We start from the raw sequence: 23556 nt of genomic DNA on the forward strand, positions 1-23556 counted from the left end.
AAGGGTGCACCCGTGAGCGCCTTGCCGCCGGTGCCGGACGCCGCGGTGCTGCGCGAGGCCGCGCAGTGGCTGGTGCGACTGCACTCGGGCCAGGCCGGCGCAGCGGACCACGCCGCCTGCGCGGCCTGGCGCCATGCGGACCCGGCCCACGAGCACGCATGGCGGCGCGCCGAGCGCCTGTCGCAGAAGTTCGGTGCCGTGCCCGCTGCGGTTGGCGTGCCGGTGCTCGCGCGGCAGGCCCGCGGCAACCGACGGGCCGCGCTGCGCACGCTGGCCCTCGTGACCACGGCCGCGCCGGCCGCCTGGCTCGGCTGGCGCCTCGCGCCGTGGGACAGCTGGACTTCCGACCACGCCACCGCCACCGGCGAACGGCGCGAGGTGCACCTGGTCGACGGCAGCCGCGTGCTGCTCGACACCGGCAGCGCGATCGACGTGCGCATCGACGGTCTGCAGCGCACGGTGCAACTGCGAGCCGGCGCGATCAGGGTCAGCACCGCCGCCGATGCGCGGCCGTTCGTCGTCGAGACGGTGCAGGGCCGGCTTCGCGCGCTGGGCACGCGCTTCACCGTGCGGCAGGACGACGCGGAGACCGCGGCAACGCACGGGCCTGCCGTGCGGCTGGCCGTCACCGAAGGCGCCGTCGAGGTCACCCTGCGAGGTGCCTCGTCGCCGGCCGCGGTGGTGGCCGCCGGCCAGCAGACCGTGCTGAGCGGCCAGGGCGCCTCGGCCCTCGCCGCGGTGTCCCCGGAGAGCCAGGCCTGGACGCAGGGCGTGCTCTACGCCGAGAACATGCGCCTGGCCGACTTCTGCACCGAGCTGTCGCGCTACCGGCCCGGGCTGCTGCACTGCAGCCCGGAGGTCGCGAACCTGCGCATCTCCGGCGCCTTTCAGCTGCGCGACACCGACTACGTGCTGTCGATGGTGGCGAGCACGCTGCCGGTGCAGGTTCTCATGCGCACGCGGTGGTGGGTGACGGTGGCGCCGGCCTGAGATTTTTTCCGCCGGCCCTGTCCCCTTTTGGTGGTTCGTCGGGCAAGCCATGGAGCCGCACTGCAAGTGCGGCAAGAACAGGACCACCACCGACCATGCCAACGCCCTCTTCCCGCAACGCAGCCCTGCGCCCATCTTCCCTCTGCCTGGCCATCGCGCTCGCCGCTTCGGGCGGCACGGCCGCAGCGCAGGCGAACCCGCCCGCCGGCGCAGCCGTCGCGGCCCATGACATTCCCGCGGGCGCACTGGGCCCAGCGCTGTCGCGCTTTGCCGCGCAGGCTGGCGTCACGCTCTCGTTCGACCCGTCGCTGACCGACGGCCGCCGCACCGGTGGCCTGCGCGGCAGCCATGCGGTGGACGAAGGCTTCGCCCGCCTGCTCGCGGGAACGGGCCTCGAAGCGGTGCCGCGCGAAGGCGGCGGCTACACGCTGCGCCAGCAGCAGGCGGCCGGCGCGAGCCCCTCCGCCGCATCGGCGGGCGCGGGCGCACCGATGCTCAGCGAAGTGCGCGTCACGGCGCAGGCCGAGCGCAGCGCGGTCACCGAGGGCTCGGGCTCGTATGCGAGCCGCCGCGTGACCGTGGGCAAGGGCGAGCAGACGCTCAAGGAGATCCCGCAGTCGGTCACGGTGGTCACGCGCCAGAAGATGGACGACCAGAACCTGAACACCATCGACGACGTGCTGGCCCAGTCGACGGGCATCACGATGTACGACAGCCCGATGGGCGGGCGCTATGTCTATTCGCGCGGCTTTCGCGTCGACACCTACCAGTACGACGGCGTGAACCGCGCCTTCTACTATCCGCAGGCCAACAGCTTCACGAGCAATGCCGCCACGCTGGACCGCGTGGAGGTGGTGCGCGGCGCCACCGGCCTGCTGCAAGGCGCCGGTTCGCCGAGCGCCACCATCAACCTGGTGCGCAAGCGCCCGACGGCTGACAAGCAACTTCAGGTGTCGGCCGGCGCGGGCTCATGGAACAACTACCGCGCCGAGGTCGATGCGAGCGGCCCGTTGAACGAAGCAGGCACGCTGCGCGGCCGCGTCGTCGGCAGTGCCAACGACCGCGACTATTTCTACGACCACGCGAAGAGCCGCAACGGCGTGCTGTATGCCGTGCTCGAGGCCGACCTCGGCCCGCAGACGCTGCTCACCGTCGGCGCCAGCCACGAGACGCTGCGCGCGCGGCCGTTCTTCCAGGGCCTGCCGCGCTACAGCGACGGCGCCGACCTGCGCCTGCGCCGCTCGACCTCGCTGGCGGCCGATTGGAACCGCTGGGAAAGCGCGCAGACCTCGGCATTCGCCGAACTCGCGCACCGCTTCAATGCCGACTGGTCGCTCAAGGTCACGGCGGGCTACGTGCGCGAGGCGCAGGACATCAAGTACGCCTTCGCGCTCGGGGCCGTCAACCCGGCGACCCTGAAGGGCAACGTGATGTACGCCGGGCTGTTCGATTTCGAGACCGACAACAAGACGCTCGACGTTGCCGTCGACGGCAAGTTCGAGGCCTTCGGCCGCAAGCACTCGGTGAACTTCGGCGCCAACACCGCCCGCATGCGCAACCACAGCGACTTCTCGCTGATCCAGTTGCCCGGCGTCGCCAACAACGTCTTCGCGCCGGTCTCGGCCATTCCCGAGCCGAGCCGCGCCACCTTCCTGGCGAACCGCTACCGCGGCGGCGACACCGACACGCGCATCACGCAGTCGGGCGCCTACGGCGTGGCGCGCCTGAGCCTCAGCGATCCGCTGACGCTGGTGCTCGGCGCCCGCGTCACGCGCTACCGGGCCAACGAACGCGACCGCATGACCGGCGAGGCAATTGTCGATCCGTACCGCGAGAGCGGCGTCCTCACGCCCTACGGCGGCCTGGTCTACGCGCTGAACCCGCAGTGGTCGGCGTATGCAAGCTACGCCGACATCTTCCAGCCGCAGAACGCGGTGACCGCCGCCGGCGACATGCTGCCGCCGGTGAAGGGCCGCAACTACGAACTGGGCCTGAAGGGCGAGCTGATGGACGGCAAGGTCAATGCGTCGCTGGCGCTGTTTCGCGTGGACCAGAACAACCGCGCCCAGGAAGACCTGACCAACGTCTGCTCGCGCAGCACCTACTGCTACGTGTCCACCGGCAAGGTGCGCAGCCAGGGCTTCGACGCGGAAATCAGCGGCGAGGTGGCGCGCGGCTGGCAGGTGTTCGCGGGCTACACCTTCAACGAATTCAGGTACCTGAACGACACCGCGAACGCCGGCATCGACTTTGCCAGCACCTATTCGCCGAAGCACATGCTGCGCCTGTGGACCGACTACCGCCTGCCCGGCGCGCTCAACGCGTGGACCGTGGGCGGCGGCGTCAACTTCCAGACCGCAAGCTCGCGCACCACGGGCGCGATCACGCTCGAGCAGACCTCCTACGCGGTCTGGGGCGCGCGCATCGGCTACCAGATCAACCGCAACTGGTCGGCCGCGCTGAACGTGAGCAACCTGTTCGACAAGACCTACTACCAGACCATCGGCGCGCCGGCATGGGGCAACGTCTATGGCGAGCCGCGCAGCGCGATGGTGACTTTGCGCGGGAAGTTCTAGGCGGCTGCCAGCCGTGGGCAGGGCCGGCTAGAATGAGAATGCTTCTTATTTGACAACGTCGGCCCGGCCGGCGTGCCGCAAGCCATGCCCGCCGCCCAAGCCGTCCAAGCTGCCCACCCGCAAGTCCGCACCCTCTACAGCGACCATCACGGCTGGCTGCAGTCGTGGCTGCGCCGAAAGCTCGGCAATCCGAGCGATGCGGCCGACCTGGCGCAGGACACCTTCACGCGCCTGCTCACCGCACGCCATCCCGAAGTGATCGTGCAGCCGCGCGCCTACCTCACGAGCGTGGCCAAGAACATCCTCGTCAACTGGTACCAGCGCCAGGCGCTCGAGCGCGCATACCTCGAGGCGCTGGCCGCGATGCCCGAGCCCGAGGCACCTTCGCCCGAGCAGCGCCTGGCGATCCTGCAGACGCTGCACGAGATCGATGCCATGCTTGATGCGCTCAAGCCGGCCGCGCGCCGCGCATTTTTGCTGTCGCAGATCGATGGCTGGAAGTACGAGGACATCGCACGCGAACTGGGCCTGTCGCTCGCCACGGTGAAGCGCTACATGCAGCAGGGCTTTCGCGGCTGCCTGGCGCTGATGGAAGGCTGAGCGGCGTGAACGGCATGGACGCACTCGCGCCGCGCGTGCTCGACGAGGCCGCCGAATGGCTGATGCGGCTGAACGACAGCGCCGCCTCCGACGACGACCGCCGCGCCTGCGAGCGCTGGCGCCAGAGCCACCCCGATCACGCCCGCGCCTGGGCCCGCGCCGAGCTGCTGATGAACAAGCTCGGCGCCCTGCCCTCGTCGCTCGCGATGCCGTCGCTGGCGCGGACCGAACGCCGGCACGGCGGACGGCGCGCCGCGGTCGGTCGGCTGGCCGCGCTGGCGGCGGCCGTGCCCGCAGGCTGGCTCGGCTGGAAACTCGCCACCGAGCGCGGCTGGACCGCCGAGCACCGGACCGCGACCGGCGAACGCCGCGTGCTGCGCCTGGCCGACGGCAGCAGCGTGACGCTCGGCACCGCGAGCGCGATCGACGTGCGCTTCGACGCGGCCGAGCGCCTGCTGGTGCTGCGCACGGGCGAGATCCTGGTCGCGACCGCGCCCGACACCAGCACAGCCGTGCACCGGCCGTTCCGCGTGGCGACCCAAAGCGGCGTAATGGAAGCGCTGGGCACCCGCTTCAGCGTGCGCACCGGCGACGACGACGGCGGCGCGACACGCATCGCGGTGTTCGAAGGCGCGGTGCGCATTGCGCCGCACCGGGCCGCATCGCGCGTGCTCGCGGCGCCGCAGCAGGCGCGCTTCACGGCCGAGCGCATCGGCGATTTCACGCCGGCCGATGCGGCCGACGCGGCCTGGGCGCAAGGCATGCTGACGGCCGACGGCATGCGCCTGGCCGAGTTCGCGGCCGAGCTGTCGCGCCACCGGCCCGGCCTGCTGCAGTGCGACGCGGCCGTGGCCGACCTGCGCATCTCGGGCGCGTTTCCCCTCGACGACACCGACCGCGTGCTGCGCATGCTGGTGTCGACCTATCCGGTGGACGCGGTGAGCCGCCTGCGCGGGCACTGGGTCATGCTGGTGCCGGGACCGGCTCGAAAAAATATTTCCGCGGCGGGGTGAGACTTTTTTTCGTTTCGGCTGGCAAGGGAGTGAACACGCCTCCTTCTTCCACCGGTCCGAACGACATGCCACTTTCTCTTCCTCCTTCTCCTTGCGCCCTTTCCGCCCTTCGCCAGGCCGTGCTGGCGCTCGCCCTCGGCGGGCTCGCGGGCGCGGGCATGCCCGCCTTCGCGGCCGGCGAAGCGACGCTCGACGCGGCCTCGCCCCGCAGCTGGAACATTCCCGCCGGCCCACTCGGCCGCACCCTGTCCAGCTTCGCGGCGGGCAGCGGCATCACGCTGTCGTTCGACCCGGCGCTCACGCAGGGCCGAAGCAGCCCGGCGGTGTCGGGCCGCTACACCGCGCGCGAGGCCGCCGAGCGGCTGCTCGCCGGCAGCGGCCTGCAGCTCGCCTTGCGCAGCGACGGCAGCTACACGCTGAGCCGCAGCGGTGCGGACGGCAGCGCTGCGGGCATCGCCACGCTGGCGCCGATCACCGTCCTGGCCGAGGCCGACCGCAGCGGCACCACCGAAGGCACCGGCGCCTACACCACGCCCGCCACGGCCGCCGCCACCGGGCTCGCGCTCTCGCTGCGGCAAACGCCGCAATCGGTGACCGTCATCACGCGCCAGCAGATCGACGACCAGAACCTGCTGTCGCTGGGCCAGGCGATGAAGAGCGTTCCCGGCGTCTTCTCGGTGAGCTCCGACAGCGACCGCACCGATCTTTACGCGCGCGGCTTCTACATCGACAACTACCAGTACGACGGCGTGCCGACCAACGTCACGACCGACTTCTTCGGCGCCTCGACCAATGACCCGGTGCTGTACGACCGCATCGAGGTGGTGCGCGGCTCCACCGGTTTGCTGACCGGCGCGGGCAATCCGTCGGCCTCGGTCAACCTGGTGCGCAAGCATGCCGACAGCCGCGTGTTCGCGGGCACCGCGTCGCTCGCGCTGGGCTCGTGGAACCTGCGCCGCGCCACGGTCGATCTCTCGACACCGGTGACGGCCGACGGCCGCGTGCGTGCGCGCTTCATCGGCATGACGGAAGACCGCGATTCGTTCATCGACATGTACCACGGGCGCAAGCACGTGCTCTACGGCGTGGTCGACGCCGATCTTTCGCCCGACACGACGCTGAGCGTGGGCATCGACTCGCAAGCCAACCGGCCCACCTCGTCGACCTGGGGCGGCCTGCCGCTGACCTTTGCCGACGGCGGCCCGACGCGCTGGGATGCGGGCAAGACCATCGGCACGCCGTGGACGCACTGGGACACGACCAGCACCACGGCGTTCGCGAATCTGGCGCACCGGCTCGACAACGGGTGGGCGCTCAAGGCCAACGCGTCGCATCGCGACAGCAAGCAGAACGCCAAGCTGCTGTACCTCTTCGGCGGGCTCGACCGCCTGAGCGGCACCGGCCTGGGCTCGCTGCCCGGCTACTTCGAGCATGCGTTCCGACAGAACAGCCTCGACCTGCAAGCGACCGGCCCGTTCCGGCTGCTCGGCAGGCAGCACGAACTCGTGGTGGGCATCACGCACAGCGTCTCGCGCTACGAAGAGGCCAACCATGCGCGCAACAGCCCGCTGCCCAGCACCGGCAATTTCTATCTCTGGAACGGCGCATACGCCGAGCCGAGCTGGGGCGCGCTCGACGTGACAGCCGTCAACAAGACGCGCCAGACCGGCTACTACGGCGCCGCGCGCCTGTCGCTGGCCGATTCGCTCAAGCTCATCGTGGGCGGCCGGCAGAACAACTGGCGCTCGCACCGCCTCTCGGACGACGACCGCGCCACGCGCCGCCACGAGGTGTTCACGCCCTATGCGGGCCTGGTGTACGACCTGAACGAGAGCGTCTCGCTGTATGCGAGCTACACCGACATCTTCCAGCCGCAGAACTACCGCGACGCGAGCGGCGCCTACCTCGACCCGGTCACCGGCCGCAGCTACGAGGTCGGCATCAAGGGCGAGCACCTGAACGGCAAGCTCAACACATCGATCGCCATCTTCCGCGCCGAGCAGGAGAACGTCGCACAGCGCGACGGCACCCGGCTCGTGCCCAATTCGACCGAAGGCGCCTACTACGGCGCGCGCGGCGTGACGAGCAAGGGCATCGAGCTGCAGGTGTCCGGCGAGCTGGCCGAAGGCTGGCAGCTGAACGGCGGCATCGCACGCACGCTCGGCCGCGACGGCAGCGGCGACCGGATCAACCCCACCATGCCGACCACGCAGGCCACGCTCTTCACCAGCTACCGCCTGCCGGGCGCCTGGCACCGGCTCACCGTCGGCGGCGGCGTCAACTGGCAGAACCGCGTGTACCACCCGTACAGCGTGGGCGGCGTCGACATGCGCTACACCCAAGGCTCGCGCGCGGTCGTGAGCCTGATGGCGCGCTATGCGTTCTCGCCGCAGCTGTCGCTGCAGCTCAACATCGAGAACCTGCTCGACAAGCGCTACTACAGCAACATCGACGGACAGGCGTTCTTCGGCACGCCGCGCAACGCGGTGGCGACGCTGAGCTACAAGTTCTGAGTGCGCGCGGCGTCGGCTGGCGGCCCGCCGATGCCTGCGCAGGTCGGCACTGAGACAATGGGGGTGTAACCAAGGACCCCGAATGTTTTCCCATGTCTTCCTCGGCGTCAGCGATTTCGACCGCAGCCTGTGCTTTTCAGGCCTTCGCCCGCACCACCCCCACGACTACCACGGCGCATCCGTTCGCGAACCCGAAGCGAACAGGCTGTGCGTCGCCTGCCATGCACCGACGGCCGCTGATGCGTGAGGTGGTCGACACGCCAATCAAGACCTGGGACCACGACCCCGATCTCGTCGCCACCCACACCACCGCCGCGCATGCCTCGGTGGTGCGATGGGTGACGCAGCACCACGGCATCGCCGTGCGGCAGTGCCACCTGATCCGCCGCGGCCTGAACGACAACTACGCGCTGCATTCGATCGACGGCACCCGCTACGTGGCGCGCCTGTACTCGATCCGTCCGCGCGGCGACTTCAACATCGACTTCGAACTCGCGCTGCTCGCCCACCTGGCGGCCAAGGGCGCGGGCGTGGCGGCGCCGGTGCCGACGGCGGACGGGCGCACGCACATCCGGCTGCGGTTTCCCGAAGGACCGCGCGCACTGGCCCTGTTCCACCATGCCGAAGGCACCACGCCCGACTCGCTCGCCGACTACGAACTGACGGCCCGCACCCTGGCCCACATCCACGAGGCAGCGCGCGACTACGCGGGCCCGCCCAGCCGCTACACGATCGACGGCCACCATCTGGCGGGCAGGACCCTGGTCCACCTCCGGACGCATCCGGAACTCGATGCCGCGCTGTTCGATGCGTACCGCAGCCTGACGCACCGCCTCGTCGACGAGCTCGCCGCGGTCGAGGGCGGACTGACGCGCGTGATCTGCCATGGCGACACGCACGGCTTCAACAACCATGTGTACACCGACGCGGCCGGCACCGCGCGGTCGGTGTTCTTCGACTTCGACGATGCGGGCCCTGGCTTTCTCGCGTACGAGCTCGGAGTGCTTCCATGGTCGCACCTGATGCGCAAGAACCTTAAGGAACCCGACGATGTGCTGCGCGAGCGCTGGACGCACTACCTGCGCGGCTACCGCGTGGGCGGCGGCGAAGTCAGCGAGCGCGACATCGCGGCGCTGCCGCTCTTCGTGCAGCTTCGGCACCTGTGGAACATCGGCGAAGCCGCCGGACGGCTGCACCACTGGGGCACGAACTCGGCGCCTGCGGACTGGCTGCACAAGCAGGTCGAGATGTTCGAGGCGTGGCGGGGGCTGGACCTGCGCGCCTGAGGGGCTGCCTCGGCCCTCAGGCGCGAAGCGCCTCTTCGCCCACCCGTGCATACAGCCCCGGCGGTTGCCCCACATGGCGACTGAACGCGGTGCTGAAGGTGCTGGCCGAGCCGTACCCCACGCGCTCCGCCACCTGCGCGATTGCCAGGCCGTCGCGATGCAGCAGGTTCTTGGCGAGCGCCATGCGCCACGACAGCAGGTATTCCATCGGCGGCATGCCGACCGCGCGCGTGAAACGGTCGAAGAAGGCCGAGCGTGAGAGTGCGCTCTTGCGGGCGAGCTGCGCCACCGTCCATGCGCGGCCCGGATGGCCGTGCATCTGCCGGAACGCGGCAGCCAGCCGTGCGTCGGCCAGGCCGCGCAGCAGGCCCGGCGGCGCCGCGTCGCCGGGCGCGGTGCGCAGCGCCTCGATCAGCAGCAGCTCGACGAGACGCGTGAGCACCAGTTCGCGGCCGGCCCGCCGCTCGAGCGATTCGTCGCGCACCAGGCGAACCAGCAGCGGCAGCCGCTCCGAGCCCCGCACATGCAGCACGGCCGGCAGCAACGACACCAGCATGGCGGCGTCGGGCGATCCGAACGCGAAGTGGCCGCCGAGCATCCGCACCTCCGCGCGGCCGGTGCGCGTGCCATGCCGGACCTCGCCGGCGCCGCCGCTGTTGTTGCTGCCGGCCGCGGCGGCCAGCGCATCGATGGCGACGGCGGGGCCCGGCGCGAGGCTGGTCATGGTGAAGCCGGGCGTTGCGGGCAGCAGGACGAAGTCGCCGGCCGCGAGCGTGATCGGCGCGTGCCCATCGAGCGCGAGCAGGCAGCTGCCTTCGAGCATGGTGCAGAAACTGGGTTGCTCGAAGGCCGAATAGCGCACGCCCCACCGTCCGGCGCCACTGATCACCTTCGAAAAAACGGCGCGCGGCTGGAGGATGGCGATCACCTCGGCCAACGGATCGACGGTCATGCCTGGACTCCTGCCAATGGAATGTGGACTCCCGATTGTAGAAAGTCCGTCCCGGTCCTTCTATCGTCGAGGCTTCACACACCACCAGCAAGGAACACCATGAACACCGCCACCGTCCTGATCACCGGCTGCTCGTCCGGCTACGGCCTGCAGACCGCCCGCCATTTCCATGCCATGGGCTGGCACGTCGTCGCCACCATGCGCACGCCGCGCGGCGATCTTCTGCCCGACTCGCCGCGCATGCGCGTGCTGCCGCTCGATGTCACGCAGCCCGCGAGCATCGCAGCCGCACTCGAAGCGGCCGGGCCCATCGACGTGCTCGTCAACAACGCGGGCATCGGCCTCTTCGGCGCATTCGAGGCCACGCCGATGGCCACGGTACGCGAGCTCTTCGAGACCAACACCTTCGGCGTGATGGCGATGACGCAGGCGGTGCTGCCCGCCTTTCGCGAGCGCCGGCGCGGCGTGGTGGTGAACGTGACATCGAGCGCCACGCTGGCGCCGATGCCACTCGTGGCCACGTACACCGCCAGCAAGACGGCGATCCAGGGCTTCACCGCCTCGCTCGCGCACGAGCTCGCGGGCTTCGGCATTCGCGTGAAGCTCGTCGAACCCGGCTATGCGCCGACCACGCGTTTCGCCGCCAACGGCGAGGCGCGCATGCAGGGGCTGGTGACCGAAGCCTATGCACCCTTCGCGCAGTCGGTCTTCGAGATGTTAACGACGATGCCGGCCGTGACCACCGAAGCGGACGTCGCCGAGGCCGTCTGGCAGGCGGCCACCGACCCTGGTGACCGCCTGCACTTCCCGGCCGGCGCCGACGCCCTTGCGCTCGCGGCGGGTGCCTGAGTTCAGCCCGCGGCGGCGTCCGGCTCGGCGAGCGCTTCTTCCGCCTCCTCGGCGCGCCGGTGCACCATGCGGTAGAGGATCGGCAGCACGAAGAGCGTCAGCGCGGTCGACGAAAGAATGCCGCCGATCACCACGGTGGCCAGCGGGCGCTGTACCTCGGCACCGGTGCCCGTGGCGATGGCCATCGGCACGAAGCCGAGCGACGCCACGAGCGCGGTCATCAGCACGGGCCGCAGCCGCGTGAGCGCGCCTTCGCGGATCGCCGCGTCGAGCGGCATGCCGCCTTCGCGCAGGTTGCGGATGAACGAGATCATCACCAGCCCGTTCAGCACCGCCACGCCAGACAGCGCAATGAAGCCGACCGCGGCCGAGATCGAGAGCGGAATGCCGCGCATCCAGAGCGCCACGATGCCGCCCGTGAGCGCGAACGGGATTCCCGTGAACACGAGCAATCCGTCGCGCACGTTGCCGAACATCGCGAACAGCAGCATGAAGACCAGCAGGAGCGACACCGGCACCACCACCTGCAGCCGGCGCGTGGCCGACTGCAGGTTCTCGAACTGGCCGCCCCAGGTGGTCCAGTAGCCCGGCGGCACCTTGACCTTCTGTTGGATCGCCTCCCCGGCCTCGCTCACGAACGAGCCCAGGTCGCGCCCGCGCACATTGGCGCTCACCACCACGCGGCGCTTGCCGTCTTCACGGCTGACCTGGTTCGGACCGGGCGCGAGCCGCAGCGTGGCGACTTCGCCGAGCGGGATGAAGTGGGTCTTGGCCCCGCCCCCCGCATCGCCCGAACGCGGCAGTGCCAGCGGCAGGCGCTGGATGGCCGCGATGTCGCCGCGCAGCGCCTCTGGCAGCCGCACCAGGATGTCGAAGCGCCGGTCGCCCTCGAACAGCGTGCCGGCCTCGCGTCCGCCCACGGCGATCGACACGGTGTCCTGGATGTCCGAGATGTTGAGCCCGTAACGCGCCGCCTTGCCGCGGTCGATGTCCACGGTCAGCATCGGAAGCCCCGTGGTCTGCTCGACCTTGACTTCGGCCGCACCGCTCACCGTGCCGAGCACGCCGGCGATCGCGTTGGCCGTGTCGTTCAGCACCTCCATGTCATCGCCGAAGACCTTGACGGCCACGTCGCTGCGCACGCCCGAGATCAGCTCGTTGAAGCGCAGCTGGATCGGCTGCGAGAGTTCGTAGCTGTTGCCGGGCAGCGCGGCCAGCTCCTCCTGCACCGCGGCCAGCAGTTCATCGCGCGTCTTGCGCGGGGTGGGCCACTGGTCCATCGGCTTGAGCATCACGTAGGCGTCGGAGATGTTCGGCGGCATCGGGTCGGAAGCGATCTCGGCCGTGCCCGTGCGCGCAAACACGCGGTCGATTTCGGGAAATCGCTCCTTGAGCCTGCGCTCGAGCTGCATCTGCATCTCGACCGACTGGCTCAGGCTGGTGCCCGGGATGCGAAGCGCCTGCACCGCGAAGTCGCCTTCGTTGAGGCTCGGCACGAACTCGCTGCCCAGCCGCGTGGCGACCAGGCCCGACAGCACCACCGCCACGATCGCGAAGGCGACCACGACCGGCCTGGCATTCATCGCGCGGTCGAGCAGCGGCGCGTACGCGCGGCGTGCCCATTGCATGAGCCGGTTCTCCTTCTCGGCCACCTTGTGGCCAATGAAGAGGGCGACCGCCGCAGGAATGAAGGTGATCGAGAGGATCATCGCGCCGAGCAGGGCGACCACCACGGTGAACGCCATCGGGTGGAACATCTTTCCTTCGACGCCGGTGAGCGCAAAGATCGGCAGGTACACGATCATGATGATCAGCTGCCCGTAGAGCAGCGGCCGGCGCGCTTCCTGCGCCGCGGCAAACACCTCGTGGAAGCGTTCGCGCCGCGTCAGCGCGCGCCCGGCATGGGCCTGCGCATGCGCGAGCCGCCGCACGCAGTTCTCCACGATCACCACCGCCCCGTCCACGATGATGCCGAAGTCGAGCGCGCCCAGGCTCATGAGGTTGGCGCTGACCTTCTGGCTCACCATGCCACTGAAGGTGAACAGCATCGACAGGGGAATCACCATCGCGGTGATGAGCGCGGCGCGGATGTTGCCGAGAAACAAAAACAGCACGGCGATCACCAGCACCGCGCCTTCGAGCAGGTTCTTCTTGACCGTGTCGATCGCCTTGTCGACGAGCACCGTGCGGTCGTACACCGTGACCGCCTTCACCCCCGCGGGCAGCGTGCGGTTGATCTCCTGCATCTTGCGGTCGACCGCCTGCGACACCGAGCGGCTGTTCTGCCCGATCAGCATGAACACCGTGCCGAGCACGACTTCGCGGCCGTTGTCGGTCGCCGCGCCGGTGCGCAGCTCGCGGCCAATGCCGACCTCGGCCACGTCGCGCACGCGGATCGCGACGCCGCCGACATTGCCCAGGATGATGTTGTTCAGGTCCTCGATGCCGCGGGCCTGGCCCGGCGTACGGATCAGGTACTGTTCGCCGCGCCGCTCGATGTAGCCCGCGCCCACGTTGGCATTGTTGCGCTCGAGCGCGCTCACCACGTCGGCCATGGTGAGGCCGTAGGACGACAGGCGTTCCGGGTTCGGCGCCACCTGGTACTCCTTCTCGAAGCCGCCGATCGAGTTGATCTCGGTCACGCCGGCCACGTTGCGCAGCTGCGGCTTGATGATCCAATCCTGCACCTCGCGCAGGTCGGTCGGCGTGTAGGGCGTGCCGTCGGCCTTGCGCGCGCCCTCGTCTGCCTCCACGGTCCAGAGGTAGATCTCGCCGAGACCGGTCGAGATCGGCCCGATAGCCGGGCTGACGCCGTCCGGCATCTGCGTGCGCGCCGACTGGATGCGCTCGTTGACGAGCTGCCGCGCGAAGTAGATGTCGGTGCCGTCGTCGAAGATCACCGTGACTTGCGACAGGCCGTAGCGCGACAGCGAGCGCGTCTGCTGCAGGCCTGGCAGACCGGCCATCACGGTCTCGATCGGATAGGTGATGCGCTGCTCGGCCTCGAGCGGCGAGTAGCCCGGCGCCTCGGTGTTGATCTGCACCTGCACGTTGGTGATATCGGGCACGGCGTCGATCGGCAGCTTCTGGTAGCTGTAGACGCCGAGCCCCGCCATCGCGGCGACCGCGAGCAGAACCAGCCAACGCTGCGCGATGGCGAAGGTGATGATGCGTTCGAACATGTGTTCTTCGTTCCGTGGGCTCAGTGGGTATGCGACGCGGAGCCCTTGCCCTGCTCCGCCTTGACGATGAAGCTGCCTGCGGCGGCATGCGCGGCGCCGGCTTCGAGCCCTCTGACGATCTCCACGCGCTTGCCGTCGGTGCGCCCGGTCTGCACCGGGTGCGCCATGAAGCCGCCGTCCACCTTGACGAAGACCGTCGGCTTGCCGTCGATGGTCTGCAGGGCTTCGGTCGCGACCGTGACCGGCGCACGGGTCTCCTCGGCGACGACCTCGACGTTCACGAACAGGCCCGGACGCCAGGCCAGGCTGGGGTTCGGCAGCACCACGCGGGCGCGCGCGGTGCGCGTCTGCTCCCCGATCAGCGAACCGACGTAGGCCACCTTGCCCTCGGCCGCCGCATCGAAGGCGCTGGCGCGCACCATGACCTGCTCGCCCACGCGCACGCGCGGCAGGTCGCCGGCACCGATATTCATCTCGGCCCACACGGTCGACAGGTCGGAAACCGTGAAGACGTTGGCGTCCTCCTTGACCGCTTCGCCGAGCGCGATGTGCTTCTCGACCACCATGCCGTCGAAGGGTGCGCGCAGTTCGTAGCGCCCGAGGCTGCCCGCCGAGGGCGTGGCGCCGAGCGCCTGGAGCTTCTGGCCGGCGTTGGCCGCGGCGATCTCCGCCTCGCGCAGCGCCTGCCGCGCCTGCAGCACGTCCTGCTCGGGCGAGATCTTTTCCTCCCAGAGCTTCTTCTCGCGCGCGTAGGTGGTTCTCGCGAGCTCGAGGCGCTTCTGCGCGGTGCCGAGTTCGCTGCGCTGCTCGGAAACAGCGGCGCTCGAGATCACCGCCAGCACCTGGCCCTTCTTCACCTGCTGGCCGAGATCGGCCGACACGCGCTCGACCACACCCGCAACGCGCGGCACCACGTGCGCCGTGCGGTCTTCGTTGAAGCGGATCTCGCCGGGAAACTGCAGCACCTGGCGCAGGGTGGCCTCGGTGGCGGTCTCCAGCGCAATGCCCGCGGCCTTGGCCTGGGCTTCGGACATCGCGATCTTGCCGGGCTCCTCCGCGTGGGCGGCTTCGCCCTTGCGGGCGCCTTCTTCCTTGTGGGCACCCTCTTCCTCGTGCGCGCCCTCCTCCTTGTGCGCATCCTCCTCCTCATGGCCCTCGCCATGCGCCTCGGACTTCGCGTGTCCTTCGGCTTCGCCGTGGCCGTCCTTCTCATGCGCATGCTCGCCGGCCGGCGCTTCGCCGGACCCCGAGCGCAGGATCATTGCGGCGGCGGCGAAACCGATGACGACGATGAGCGCCACCATGATCCATTGCTTGGGGCCGGTCCGGCGCGGGGAATTCTGTTCGGGTTTCATGGTCGATCCTGGAATGAGGTTGCGGCAAGCGGCACGGCGGACGTGCCAATCAGACGGTCGATGTCGGCGGCGGCGCGATGCGCGTCGCCGAGCGCCCTGAGGTGCTGGGCACGGGCCTGGAACAGCGTGCGCTGGGCATCGAGCGCTTCGAGGAAGCTGAACTTGCCAAGCTCGAAGCCGCGGGTGGCGGCATCGAAGGCGCTCTGCGCGCCGGGTACAACTTCACTCTCCAGCGTCTCGGCTTCGATGCGTGCGGTCGCTAGCCGCTGCTGCGCGACCAGCAGTTCCGCGCGCAAGCGCACCGCGACCGCGTCCGCCTCGTCGCGTGCCTTGTCCTCGCGGCGCAACGCCTCGCGCAGATTGCCGCGGTTGCTGTCGAAGATCGGCAGCGGCACCGAGATACCGATCAGCATCTGGTCGCGGCTCGAATCGGGTGTGCGCTTCGCGCCGAGCGTGAGCGTGACATCGGGCACGCGCCCGGCCCGCTCGATCGACGCGAGTGCGCGCCGGCGCTCGACCTCCAGCGCCGCCAGCCGCAGGGCCGGTGCCTCGTCCAGGCGCTGTGCTAGGTCCGCGCCGCGCGGCGGCGGCGGCAGGCTTTGCGCACTGCCGTCGAGCTGCGACAGGTCGAGATCGGCAACGCCGATTGCGCTGCGCAGGCTGTGCAGGCTCGCTTCGCGTTCGCTGCGCGCCTGGGCCAGTTCGACGGCCACGCCGGCCGCGGCGACCTTCGCCTTGGTTTCCTCGACCGGCGACACCTTGCCGGCCGCGACGCGTTTGGCGGCGCCCTCGCTGCCGCTTCGGGCCAGCCGCAGCAGCGCCTCGGCAAGCCCGACACGCTCCTGCGCGACCAGCGCCGCGAAGAAGGCCGAAGTCACGCCTGCGCGAACCTCCACTTCGCGGACCTCCCGCTGAGCCTGCGCCACTTCGCGTGCGCGTTCGGCCGCATCGATGCGCGCCGCGCGCTTGCCGCCGAGTTCGATCGGCTGGCTCAGCAGGATCGTGGTGGTGCGCGTTTCACGCCGCGTGTCCTCGATCTCGATGCCGAGCGTCGGATTGGGCAGCAGCACGCCGGCCTGCTCGCGGGCCGCGTCCACGGCCTCGATCTCGCGCGACGCAGCACGCAGGTCGGGATGCCGCTCGACCGCGAGCGAGACGGCGCGCGTGAGTGTCAGCGGACCTGCGGTCGCTGGCGCAGCCGCCACAGAGGGCTGCGCCAGCGAGGGATTGATTGCCAATGCCGCCAAAAAAGCCAGCGGCATAAATAGCCTGTGCATCGAATTCTCCAGGTTGTGAAAGGAACAACGGGGGAATCCGGCGCGCGCGTCAACGCATCATCCGAGGATGAAGACGAAGGAAAAAGGGGTCGGGGGCGGCGCGCCGGACTAGCCGACGCGGACCCAATTGGGGCGGTCGATGCGATCGGCGCCGAGCGCCGCATGCGAGGGCGGCGATGCGCTGGCAAAGTGCTGGCGCAGGTCCAGCGTGCAGTCGGCCATCGCGCTCGCGAACGGCTTGGCGCAGCCGAGATGGCAGACGCTGCAGTCGCCGTGGTCCAGGCCGAGCGGCGCGGCGCTGTCGCCGTCACTGTCCGGTGCCGCTTGCGAGGTTTTTGCCGCGGCACCCTGCCCGTCGGCATGCTCGTGCGAATGATGGCCGAGGTGCCACGCCTTCGCGTCCTGCTCGTGCTGGCAATAGCCGGCCGCACCGGCCCAGGCGAACTGGAGCGGCAGCACGAACAGAAGAAAGACCAGGAGCCAGCGGCGCATCGGCAAAGTATATCGAGGGGGTGTGCGCGGCCGGTGCAGCAAAGCCCTTACGGCCAGGCCGCCCTCACCCATGCAGCCTCAACGCGCGCCAGGTATCGCGCAGCTCGCGCGTTCCTGCTCATCGGCCGAACTGCTGCACTTCAGAAGGTCTTCGAAATCATTGGCACGGCTGGCGGTCAGCCCGGCCACACAGCTGGAAACGTTCATCGGCTGCATGCTGCCATCGGCGCTGCGCACGGTCCGCAAGGTGCATTCGGCGTCGCGGAAGGCCAGCCATTTCTTCTGGGCATCGACCAGCAGCTTGCTGGTGCGCGGGTCGGCTTTCAAGCGCGCCTGCATCTGCTTGTACAGCTGGTTGAGCCGGGTGTCGGCCTGCTTCAGGTCGGCTGCGGCACAGGCATTCAGCTGGGCCTGGGTCTGGGCCTTGTCCATGCAGGCATCGTCGGCTTGCGCCGGCGACACGAGCGCCGCCGACATCGCGAGACCCAGCCACCAGGCCGCGCGTTGGGCAATCATTTTCATAAGGGTCCTCAATCCAGCGTGTCGAAGAGACGGAAGATCCACGACAGCTGGTAGACCAGCATCGCGGCGACGAAGAGTCCGTGGAAGCGCCGGCTGCTGCTCATTGCCGCCGCCACACAAAGCAGCACGAGCACCGGCGTGCGGATCAGGTACTCGAACCCGAAGCGCGCGAAGTGCGCTTCGCCCTTGATCAGGGTGTCGACCACATCGAGCAGGAAGGTCGTGCCCAGCAGGCCGAAGAACCAGGCGCGCCGGGCATAGAAGTAGTCCTCGTAGCTCTCGTAGTCGCGCATGCTGTCGGGAAAGAGCAGCGCGCACAGCAGGAACAGCACGACCGCATAGCTGACGAGGAAGGCATAGGTCCCGAAGGTCCAGACATGGACTTGGAACAGGCCGAACTCCCACCACCAGAAATGCACCAGCGCCAGCAACACCGAACCGACCCAGGCAAGGTGCACCGCATAGAGCCGGTACTGGGCCGGATGCTGCACGATGCGCGCGACACCCGAGAGCAGGCGCGTGAGGCCGAGGCCAATCACCATGCCCATGACGATGCGGATGTGCGGAAAGATGTCGTGCGCGGAAAGAACCTCTTGTTGCATGCCGGAACGCGCGTCAGGAAGCTGCTACTGCTGATGCCGCAGCGCAGCCTTCGGGCTTGAACACCCGCGTGGTCGAGGCCGGGTACTTCGCGAGCTTGGCCGCAGGCCGCGCTGGGCGCGGCAGCAATGCGCCGCCACAGTTGGGGCACGTGCCTGCGAGCTTGTGGCTCGCGCAATCGCTGCAGAAGGTGCACTCGAAGGAACAGATGCGGGCATCGGTCGAATCGGCCGGCAAGTCGCGGTCGCAGCACTCGCATCCGGGGCGCATTTGAAGCATGGCGAAACCTCGAGGGAAGTGGGATCGGTGAAGCTTAAACGAAGGCCGCAAAGGAGGTTTTCGCTTTCATCAACGCCATCCCGCGGGCCGGTGCCTAGACTGCGCCGACCCGATTTCAAGGCCAGCACTCGATGACGCAACACACGCCCCTGCCACCCACTTTCGACAACACGGTCGCGCTCGTGAGCGGCGCGAGCCAGGGCATCGGCCAGGCGATTGCGCACCGCCTGCTCGAAGCCGGCTGCCGCGTGGCGCTCACCGACGTTCAGTTCGACGGCGCCCGGCAGGCAGCGGCTGCGCTCGACCAGTCGTTCGCCGGACGCTGCCGCCCCTACGCGCTCGATGTGCGCGACGCCGCGCAATGCCGGGCGGTGGTCGCCGACCTCGATCGCACCTGGGGCCCGGTCGGCGTGCTCATCAACAACGCGGGCGTGGGTGGGCGCAGCAAGTCCGAGGACGCCGCCGAACTTGCCGAAGACCTCGACCGCGTGATGGCCGTCAACGTGAAGGGCCTGCTCCAGCTCACGATGAGTTGCGCCGAAGGCCTCAAGCGGACCCGCGGCGCGGTGGTCAACGTGGCTTCGATCACCACGCTGGTCGCCACCCGTGCGCACCTGGTCTACGGCGCATCGAAGGGCGCGGTCGGGCAGCTCACGAAATTCCTGGCACGCGACTTCGGACCGCACGGCGTGCGCGTCAACGCGGTGGCGCCGGGCCTGGTCATGACGCCGATGACCACGCAGGTCGCGCAGGACACCGCGCGCTTCTCGCGGATGGTCGAGCGCACCTTCCTGCAGCGCGCGGGCGCGCCCGACGACATCGCGGGGCCGGTGGTCTTCCTCGCGTCGGACCAGGCGCGCTATGTGACCGGCGCCATCCTGCCGGTGGATGGAGGCTACACCGCCAACTGAGGCCCCGCCGCGGCGGCCCGCACGTTCATTGCTGCTTTGGCAGGTTCAGGCCGCGCAGCACAGGTACCCAGCGGTCGAACTCGGCCTGCACGAACTTGGCGAGTTCCTCGGGTGTGCTGCCACGCGGCTCCATGCCCATGGCTTGCGCCTTGGCGACGAATGCGGGGTCGGCGATGACCTCGCTCACCGCCTTGTTGAGACGCTGGACCGCATCGGGCGGCGTGGCCGAGGGCACCGAGAGCGAATACCAGAGCAGCGCCTCGAAGTCGAAGCCCTGCTCCTTGAAGGTGGGCGCATCGGGCACCTGCGGCAGCCTGCGGCTGTCCATCACGCCGAGCACGCGCAGCTTGCCGCTCTGGATCAGCGACAGCGAACCCGTGATCGAGGTGCCGTCGATGTCTATGGTGCCGCTCAGCAGGGCCTGGATCGCGGGCGCATCGCCGTTGAACGGCACATGCGTGGTCGAAATGCCGGCCATCTTCTCGAAGCTCAGCGGCGCGAAGTTGGTCATGATCGCCTCGCCCGGCGAACCGCGGTTGATCTTGCCGGGGTTGGCCTTGGCATAGGCCACCATCTCCTTGATGTTCTTGTAGGGCAGGTCCATGCGGCCGATGACGATCGCGGGCTGGTAGCCGATCTGCGTGACCGGCGCGAAATCCTTTTTCGGGTCGTAGGGCAGCTTCTCGAACAGCACCGTGTTGCTGGCCAGCGTACCGAGCGAGGACACCAGCACCGTGTTGCCGTCGGGCTTTGCGCGCGCCACGTGGTCGGCCGCCACGATGCCGCTGGCGCCGGGCTTGTTCTCGACGATGACCTGCGTGCCCTTCTTCGTGAGCTCGCTGGCGAGCAGCCGCACGTACTGGTCGGTGCCGCCGCCCGCGGCGAACGGCACCACGAGGCGCACCGGCTGCTGCGCATGGGCCGCCGTGCCCGCCACGAGGCAGAGGCCGAGCAGCGCGCGCGCGATGAACTTGAATCGAGCCATTTTTTTGTCTCCTGTTGCGCTTGAATCGAGGCCGGCGAAAAGGGGCCGGACCAGGCCGTTCTTCGGCCGCCGAGGCAGTCTATCGAGCGGCAGCGCCGGTGCGCTGCAAGGACTGAAAAGCTGCTTTGCGCCGGCCGCAGCCGGCCGTGCGCGCGTCGGCGCCACACTGCAGGCCATGAAGGAACCGGCCGTTTGCATCCTCGGGGAAACCCGCGACCTGCTGGGCGAGAGCCCGTTCTGGGACGCGCGAACCGGCACGCTGTGCTGGATCGATTCATTCGGCGGCGCGCTGCACCGTCGCCGCCTCGCCGACGGCAAGGCCGAACGACATGACCTGCCCGCACCCGTTGGCGCCGCCGCGCCTTGCGAGAGCGGCGCGGTGCTCGTGTCGCTGCAGCACGGCTTCGCGCGCTACGACCTCGCCACGCGGCAGCTCGAACCGATCGCAGGCATCGACACCGACCACCCCGACGTGCGCCTCAACGACGGCAAGTGCGACCCCTGGGGCAACTTCATCGCCGGCACGCTGCATGGCCACCGCGCGCCCGGCGACCCGATCCTGGGCGGACTCTACCGGCTGCGGCCCGACCGCCGCGTGGAGCGCCTCGCCGAAGGTTTCGCGCTCGCCAACGGCCCCGCCTTCAGCCCCGACGGGCGCACCTTCTACATCGCCGACAGCCCTGCCCGCACCATCTGGGCCTTCGACTACACCCCCGACGGCCCGCTCGAGAACCGGCGCGTCTTCGCCGAGACCGAGCCCTTCGGCTCCGGGCCCGACGGTGCGACGGTGGATGCCGAGGGCTTCGTCTGGACCGTGCTGCCGCGTGCGGCGCGCATGGCGCGCCTGGCGCCCGACGGCCGGCTCGACCGCACCGTGGCGCTGCCCGCGACCTACCCGAGCAGCCTGTGCTTCGGCGGCGAGCGCCTCGACCGCGCCTTCGTGACCTCGATCTCGAAAAGCACCAACCTCACCGGCACCGCGCCGCAGGACGGCGCGCTGTTCGAAGTGCGCGGCCTGCCCGCGCCCGGGCTGGCGCCGCACCGCTTTGCGGACTGAACGGCGCAGCGCTCAACCCTCGCGCAGCGCCTCGGCGATGAAATCGACGAACGCGCGCACCTTCAGCGGCAGCGTACGGCTGTTGCGGAACACCGCATAGATGCCGTTGGAAAACGCGCGCACCGCAAAGCGGTGGTCGGGCAGCACGCGCACCAGCGTGCCGTCGTGCAGGCAGCTGCGCACCGTGGCTTCCGACAGCAGTGCAATGCCCATGCCGCCGATGGCCGCGAGCCGCAGCACTTCGCCGTTGTTGGCGCTCAACACCCCCTGGATCGCGAGTTCCTGCTGCTGACCCTCCTCGTCGATGTATTTCCAGGTGGTGGCCTCGCGCTCGCGCCGATAGGTCAGGCAGCGCACCTCGGTGAGGTCGCGCGGGTGGCGGATGCGCTTGTGCACCTTCATGAACGCAGGGCTCGCCACCAGCACCTCGTCGCTGCTGAGCAGCCGCTTGATGACGAAGCTCGAATCGTTCGATTCGCCGGTGCGGATGTCGACGTCGAAATCCTGCTCGACCAGATTGACCGGATGCTCGGAAAGCTCCAGCTCGAGTTGGATGTCGGGATGGCGCTTGGCAAAGCCCGGCAGCAGCGGTGCGATCACGCGCAGCCCGAGCTGGGTGCGCGAATGGATGCGCAGCCGCCCCTCGGGCAGCAGCTTAGCGTTGCGAGCGGCCTCCTCGGCACGCGCCATCGCCTCGAGCACCTCTTCCGCATGCTCGAGAAAGGCCTGGCCGGCCTCGGTGACCTTGAGGTTGCGGCTGGTGCGGTCCACCAGCTGCACGCCGAGTTCTTCTTCGAGCGCGCTGATGCGCCGCGAGATGGTGGCGGGCGACAGGCTCAGGCTGCGCCCCGCGGCCGAGAGGCTGCCCTTCCTCTGGACGATCACGAAGATGCGCAGCGAGTCGAGGGCTTTCATTTCAATCCACGCAAAGAAGGTGTGCGAAGCATGGTGCGCCGCGCGCGCACCCCGCTCCTACGATTCCCGGCACGCAACCAGCCTACAAGGAGCCCAGCGATGGATTTCGGAATCTTCATATTGATGCAGCAACGGAACAAGCATAAGACCTCCCACCAGATCCTTCGCGACGCGGTGGAGCAGACGCGCCTCGCGGACGAGCTGGGCTTCGGCGCGGCCTGGTTCGCCGAGCACCACTTCAGCAACTACGGCATGTGCTCGTCGCCGCTGACGATGATCGCGCACTGCGCCGCGGCCACCCGCAGGATCCGGCTGGGTACCGGCATTGTCGTCGCACCGCTGTACACCCCGGCGCGGCTGATCGCCGACGTGGCCATGGTCGACCAGCTCTCCAACGGCCGCCTCAACCTGGGCATCGGCTCGGGCTACCAGCATTTCGAGTTCGAGCGCTTCGGCGTCTCGCTCGAAACGGCCAAGGGCCGCACCTTCGAGATGCTCGACATGCTCGAGATGGGCCTGAAAGAGCCCAAGTTCAGCTACGACGGCGAGTTCTACCAGCAGCCGATGAGCGCCATCAGCCAGCGCGCGGTGCAGCAGCCGATGCCGCCGATGTGGATCACGAGCGTGGACCCGGCGTTTCTCTCGCGCGCCATTCGCGCCGAGCACCACGTGTTCGTCTCGGGCGGCGACGGCGGCCTCGAGAAGCTCGCCGGCACGCGCGCGCTGATCGACAAGGTGGCACGCGCCGAAGGCAAAGACCCGGCGGGCGTGCAGGTGGGCCTGCTGCGCGCCGCTTACGCGAGCGACAACAAGGACGAGGTCGAGCGCTACCTCGACTGCGCGCGCTACCAGCGCCGCATTGCGGTGAGCCTGAAGCGCCGCACCGCGCAGATCGCCGACGACTACCAGGTCGAGGAAGGCATCGTCGAGGGCGAGCCCACGCTCGACGAGATGCGTGCGCTGCTGCCCGTGGGCAGCATCGACACGGTGATCGAGCGCGTGGTGAAAGAGATCCGCACGCTCAAGCCCGTGCACTACTGCTTCCAGACGCAGATGGGCGACTTCGACCATCCGACCATGCTGCGCCAGCTCGAGACCTGGGCCAAGGTGATCATCCCCGCGGTGCAGCAGGAGATCGCCAACGACCCCCCGCACGCGGGCGGCAAGGCGGTGGCGAGCGAACTCGCCGCCGCGGCCTGAGG

20 protein-coding genes are annotated in these 23556 nt (G+C 69.3%); 10 read left to right on the forward strand and 10 right to left on the reverse strand.

All coding sequences use genetic code 11. The annotated features are described in order from the left end of the window. The first annotated feature begins 12 nt into the window (after nucleotides 1-12). The 6 genes from AC3A6R_RS16085 to AC3A6R_RS16110 all read left to right on the forward strand — a co-directional run bounded on the left by AC3A6R_RS16085 (nucleotide 13) and on the right by AC3A6R_RS16110 (nucleotide 8978). Entirely contained in the window at nucleotides 13-990 is a 978-nt protein-coding gene (locus tag AC3A6R_RS16085; protein WP_487864879.1) for a FecR domain-containing protein, read from the forward strand. Between the two features lie 95 nt (nucleotides 991-1085). Beyond that, a complete protein-coding gene (locus AC3A6R_RS16090) occupies nucleotides 1086-3566 on the forward strand; it encodes a TonB-dependent siderophore receptor (protein WP_487864880.1) in 2481 nt (826 codons plus the stop codon). Nucleotides 3567-3650: 84 nt separating this feature from the next. Then, a complete protein-coding gene (locus AC3A6R_RS16095; RefSeq protein ID WP_487864881.1) occupies nucleotides 3651-4166 on the forward strand; it encodes a sigma-70 family RNA polymerase sigma factor in 516 nt (171 codons plus the stop codon). A 14-nt stretch (nucleotides 4167-4180) separates the two neighbouring features. After that, complete coding sequence (locus AC3A6R_RS16100; RefSeq protein WP_487864965.1) at nucleotides 4181-5179, forward strand: FecR domain-containing protein; 999 nt, start codon at nucleotides 4181-4183, stop codon at nucleotides 5177-5179. A gap of 119 nt (nucleotides 5180-5298) precedes the next feature. After that, the gene (gene fhuE, locus AC3A6R_RS16105) at nucleotides 5299-7692 is read left to right on the forward strand and encodes a ferric-rhodotorulic acid/ferric-coprogen receptor FhuE (protein WP_487864882.1); all 2394 of its coding nucleotides are present in this window, start codon (nucleotides 5299-5301) and stop codon (nucleotides 7690-7692) included. 221 nt (nucleotides 7693-7913) lie between these two features. Then, nucleotides 7914-8978, forward strand: a complete 1065-nt coding sequence (locus AC3A6R_RS16110) for a phosphotransferase enzyme family protein (protein ID WP_487860278.1) — start codon at nucleotides 7914-7916, stop codon at nucleotides 8976-8978. A gap of 16 nt (nucleotides 8979-8994) precedes the next feature. Here the strand turns inward: AC3A6R_RS16110 and AC3A6R_RS16115 are convergent, their stop codons facing one another. Then, nucleotides 8995-9930 (reverse strand): AraC family transcriptional regulator, encoded by a 936-nt coding sequence (locus AC3A6R_RS16115; RefSeq protein WP_487864883.1) that lies wholly within the window; start codon nucleotides 9928-9930, stop codon nucleotides 8995-8997. 99 nt (nucleotides 9931-10029) lie between these two features. Here AC3A6R_RS16115 and AC3A6R_RS16120 point away from each other — a divergent pair, with 99 nt between their 5' ends. Further along, on the forward strand, nucleotides 10030-10779 hold the full coding sequence (locus AC3A6R_RS16120; RefSeq protein ID WP_487864884.1) for an SDR family oxidoreductase: 750 nt from the start codon (nucleotides 10030-10032) through the stop codon (nucleotides 10777-10779). Nucleotides 10780-10781: 2 nt separating this feature from the next. Here AC3A6R_RS16120 and AC3A6R_RS16125 read toward each other — a convergent pair whose 3' ends face one another. From AC3A6R_RS16125 to AC3A6R_RS16155, 7 genes are all read right to left on the reverse strand, one after another. Then, complete coding sequence (locus AC3A6R_RS16125) at nucleotides 10782-13961, reverse strand: efflux RND transporter permease subunit (protein WP_487864885.1); 3180 nt, start codon at nucleotides 13959-13961, stop codon at nucleotides 10782-10784. A gap of 20 nt (nucleotides 13962-13981) precedes the next feature. Beyond that, nucleotides 13982-15316, reverse strand: coding sequence for an efflux RND transporter periplasmic adaptor subunit (locus tag AC3A6R_RS16130; RefSeq protein WP_487864886.1), 1335 nt, complete (start codon nucleotides 15314-15316; stop codon nucleotides 13982-13984). Next, nucleotides 15313-16593, reverse strand: a complete 1281-nt coding sequence (locus tag AC3A6R_RS16135; RefSeq protein ID WP_487864887.1) for a TolC family protein — start codon at nucleotides 16591-16593, stop codon at nucleotides 15313-15315. Before AC3A6R_RS16135 ends, AC3A6R_RS16130 begins: the two co-directional genes overlap by 4 nt. A gap of 108 nt (nucleotides 16594-16701) precedes the next feature. Next, nucleotides 16702-17085 (reverse strand): cation efflux protein, CzcI family, encoded by a 384-nt coding sequence (gene czcI / locus AC3A6R_RS16140; RefSeq protein ID WP_487864888.1) that lies wholly within the window; start codon nucleotides 17083-17085, stop codon nucleotides 16702-16704. A gap of 78 nt (nucleotides 17086-17163) precedes the next feature. Continuing rightward, nucleotides 17164-17607, reverse strand: a complete 444-nt coding sequence (locus AC3A6R_RS16145) for a lysozyme inhibitor LprI family protein (RefSeq protein ID WP_487864889.1) — start codon at nucleotides 17605-17607, stop codon at nucleotides 17164-17166. 8 nt (nucleotides 17608-17615) lie between these two features. Next, nucleotides 17616-18209, reverse strand: a complete 594-nt coding sequence (locus AC3A6R_RS16150) for a hypothetical protein (RefSeq protein ID WP_487864890.1) — start codon at nucleotides 18207-18209, stop codon at nucleotides 17616-17618. 13 nt (nucleotides 18210-18222) lie between these two features. Beyond that, a complete protein-coding gene (locus AC3A6R_RS16155; protein WP_487860269.1) occupies nucleotides 18223-18486 on the reverse strand; it encodes a DUF1272 domain-containing protein in 264 nt (87 codons plus the stop codon). Between the two features lie 131 nt (nucleotides 18487-18617). Here AC3A6R_RS16155 and AC3A6R_RS16160 point away from each other — a divergent pair, with 131 nt between their 5' ends. Beyond that, nucleotides 18618-19397, forward strand: coding sequence for an SDR family NAD(P)-dependent oxidoreductase (locus AC3A6R_RS16160; protein ID WP_487864891.1), 780 nt, complete (start codon nucleotides 18618-18620; stop codon nucleotides 19395-19397). Nucleotides 19398-19422: 25 nt separating this feature from the next. On the opposite strand, the gene AC3A6R_RS16165 is transcribed toward AC3A6R_RS16160, so the two are convergent. Then, a complete protein-coding gene (locus AC3A6R_RS16165) occupies nucleotides 19423-20382 on the reverse strand; it encodes a Bug family tripartite tricarboxylate transporter substrate binding protein (RefSeq protein ID WP_487864892.1) in 960 nt (319 codons plus the stop codon). Nucleotides 20383-20557: 175 nt separating this feature from the next. On the opposite strand from AC3A6R_RS16165, the gene AC3A6R_RS16170 reads away from it, so the two are divergent. Continuing rightward, nucleotides 20558-21439, forward strand: coding sequence for an SMP-30/gluconolactonase/LRE family protein (locus AC3A6R_RS16170; RefSeq protein ID WP_487864893.1), 882 nt, complete (start codon nucleotides 20558-20560; stop codon nucleotides 21437-21439). 12 nt (nucleotides 21440-21451) lie between these two features. Here AC3A6R_RS16170 and AC3A6R_RS16175 read toward each other — a convergent pair whose 3' ends face one another. Next, nucleotides 21452-22354, reverse strand: a complete 903-nt coding sequence (locus tag AC3A6R_RS16175; protein ID WP_487864894.1) for a LysR family transcriptional regulator — start codon at nucleotides 22352-22354, stop codon at nucleotides 21452-21454. Between the two features lie 99 nt (nucleotides 22355-22453). Between AC3A6R_RS16175 and AC3A6R_RS16180 the strand changes: the two genes are divergently transcribed. Further along, nucleotides 22454-23554, forward strand: coding sequence for an LLM class flavin-dependent oxidoreductase (locus tag AC3A6R_RS16180; protein ID WP_487864895.1), 1101 nt, complete (start codon nucleotides 22454-22456; stop codon nucleotides 23552-23554). Nucleotides 23555-23556: the final 2 nt, after the last annotated feature.

This window comes from Variovorax sp. Soil_C_19 (assembly GCF_057657255.1).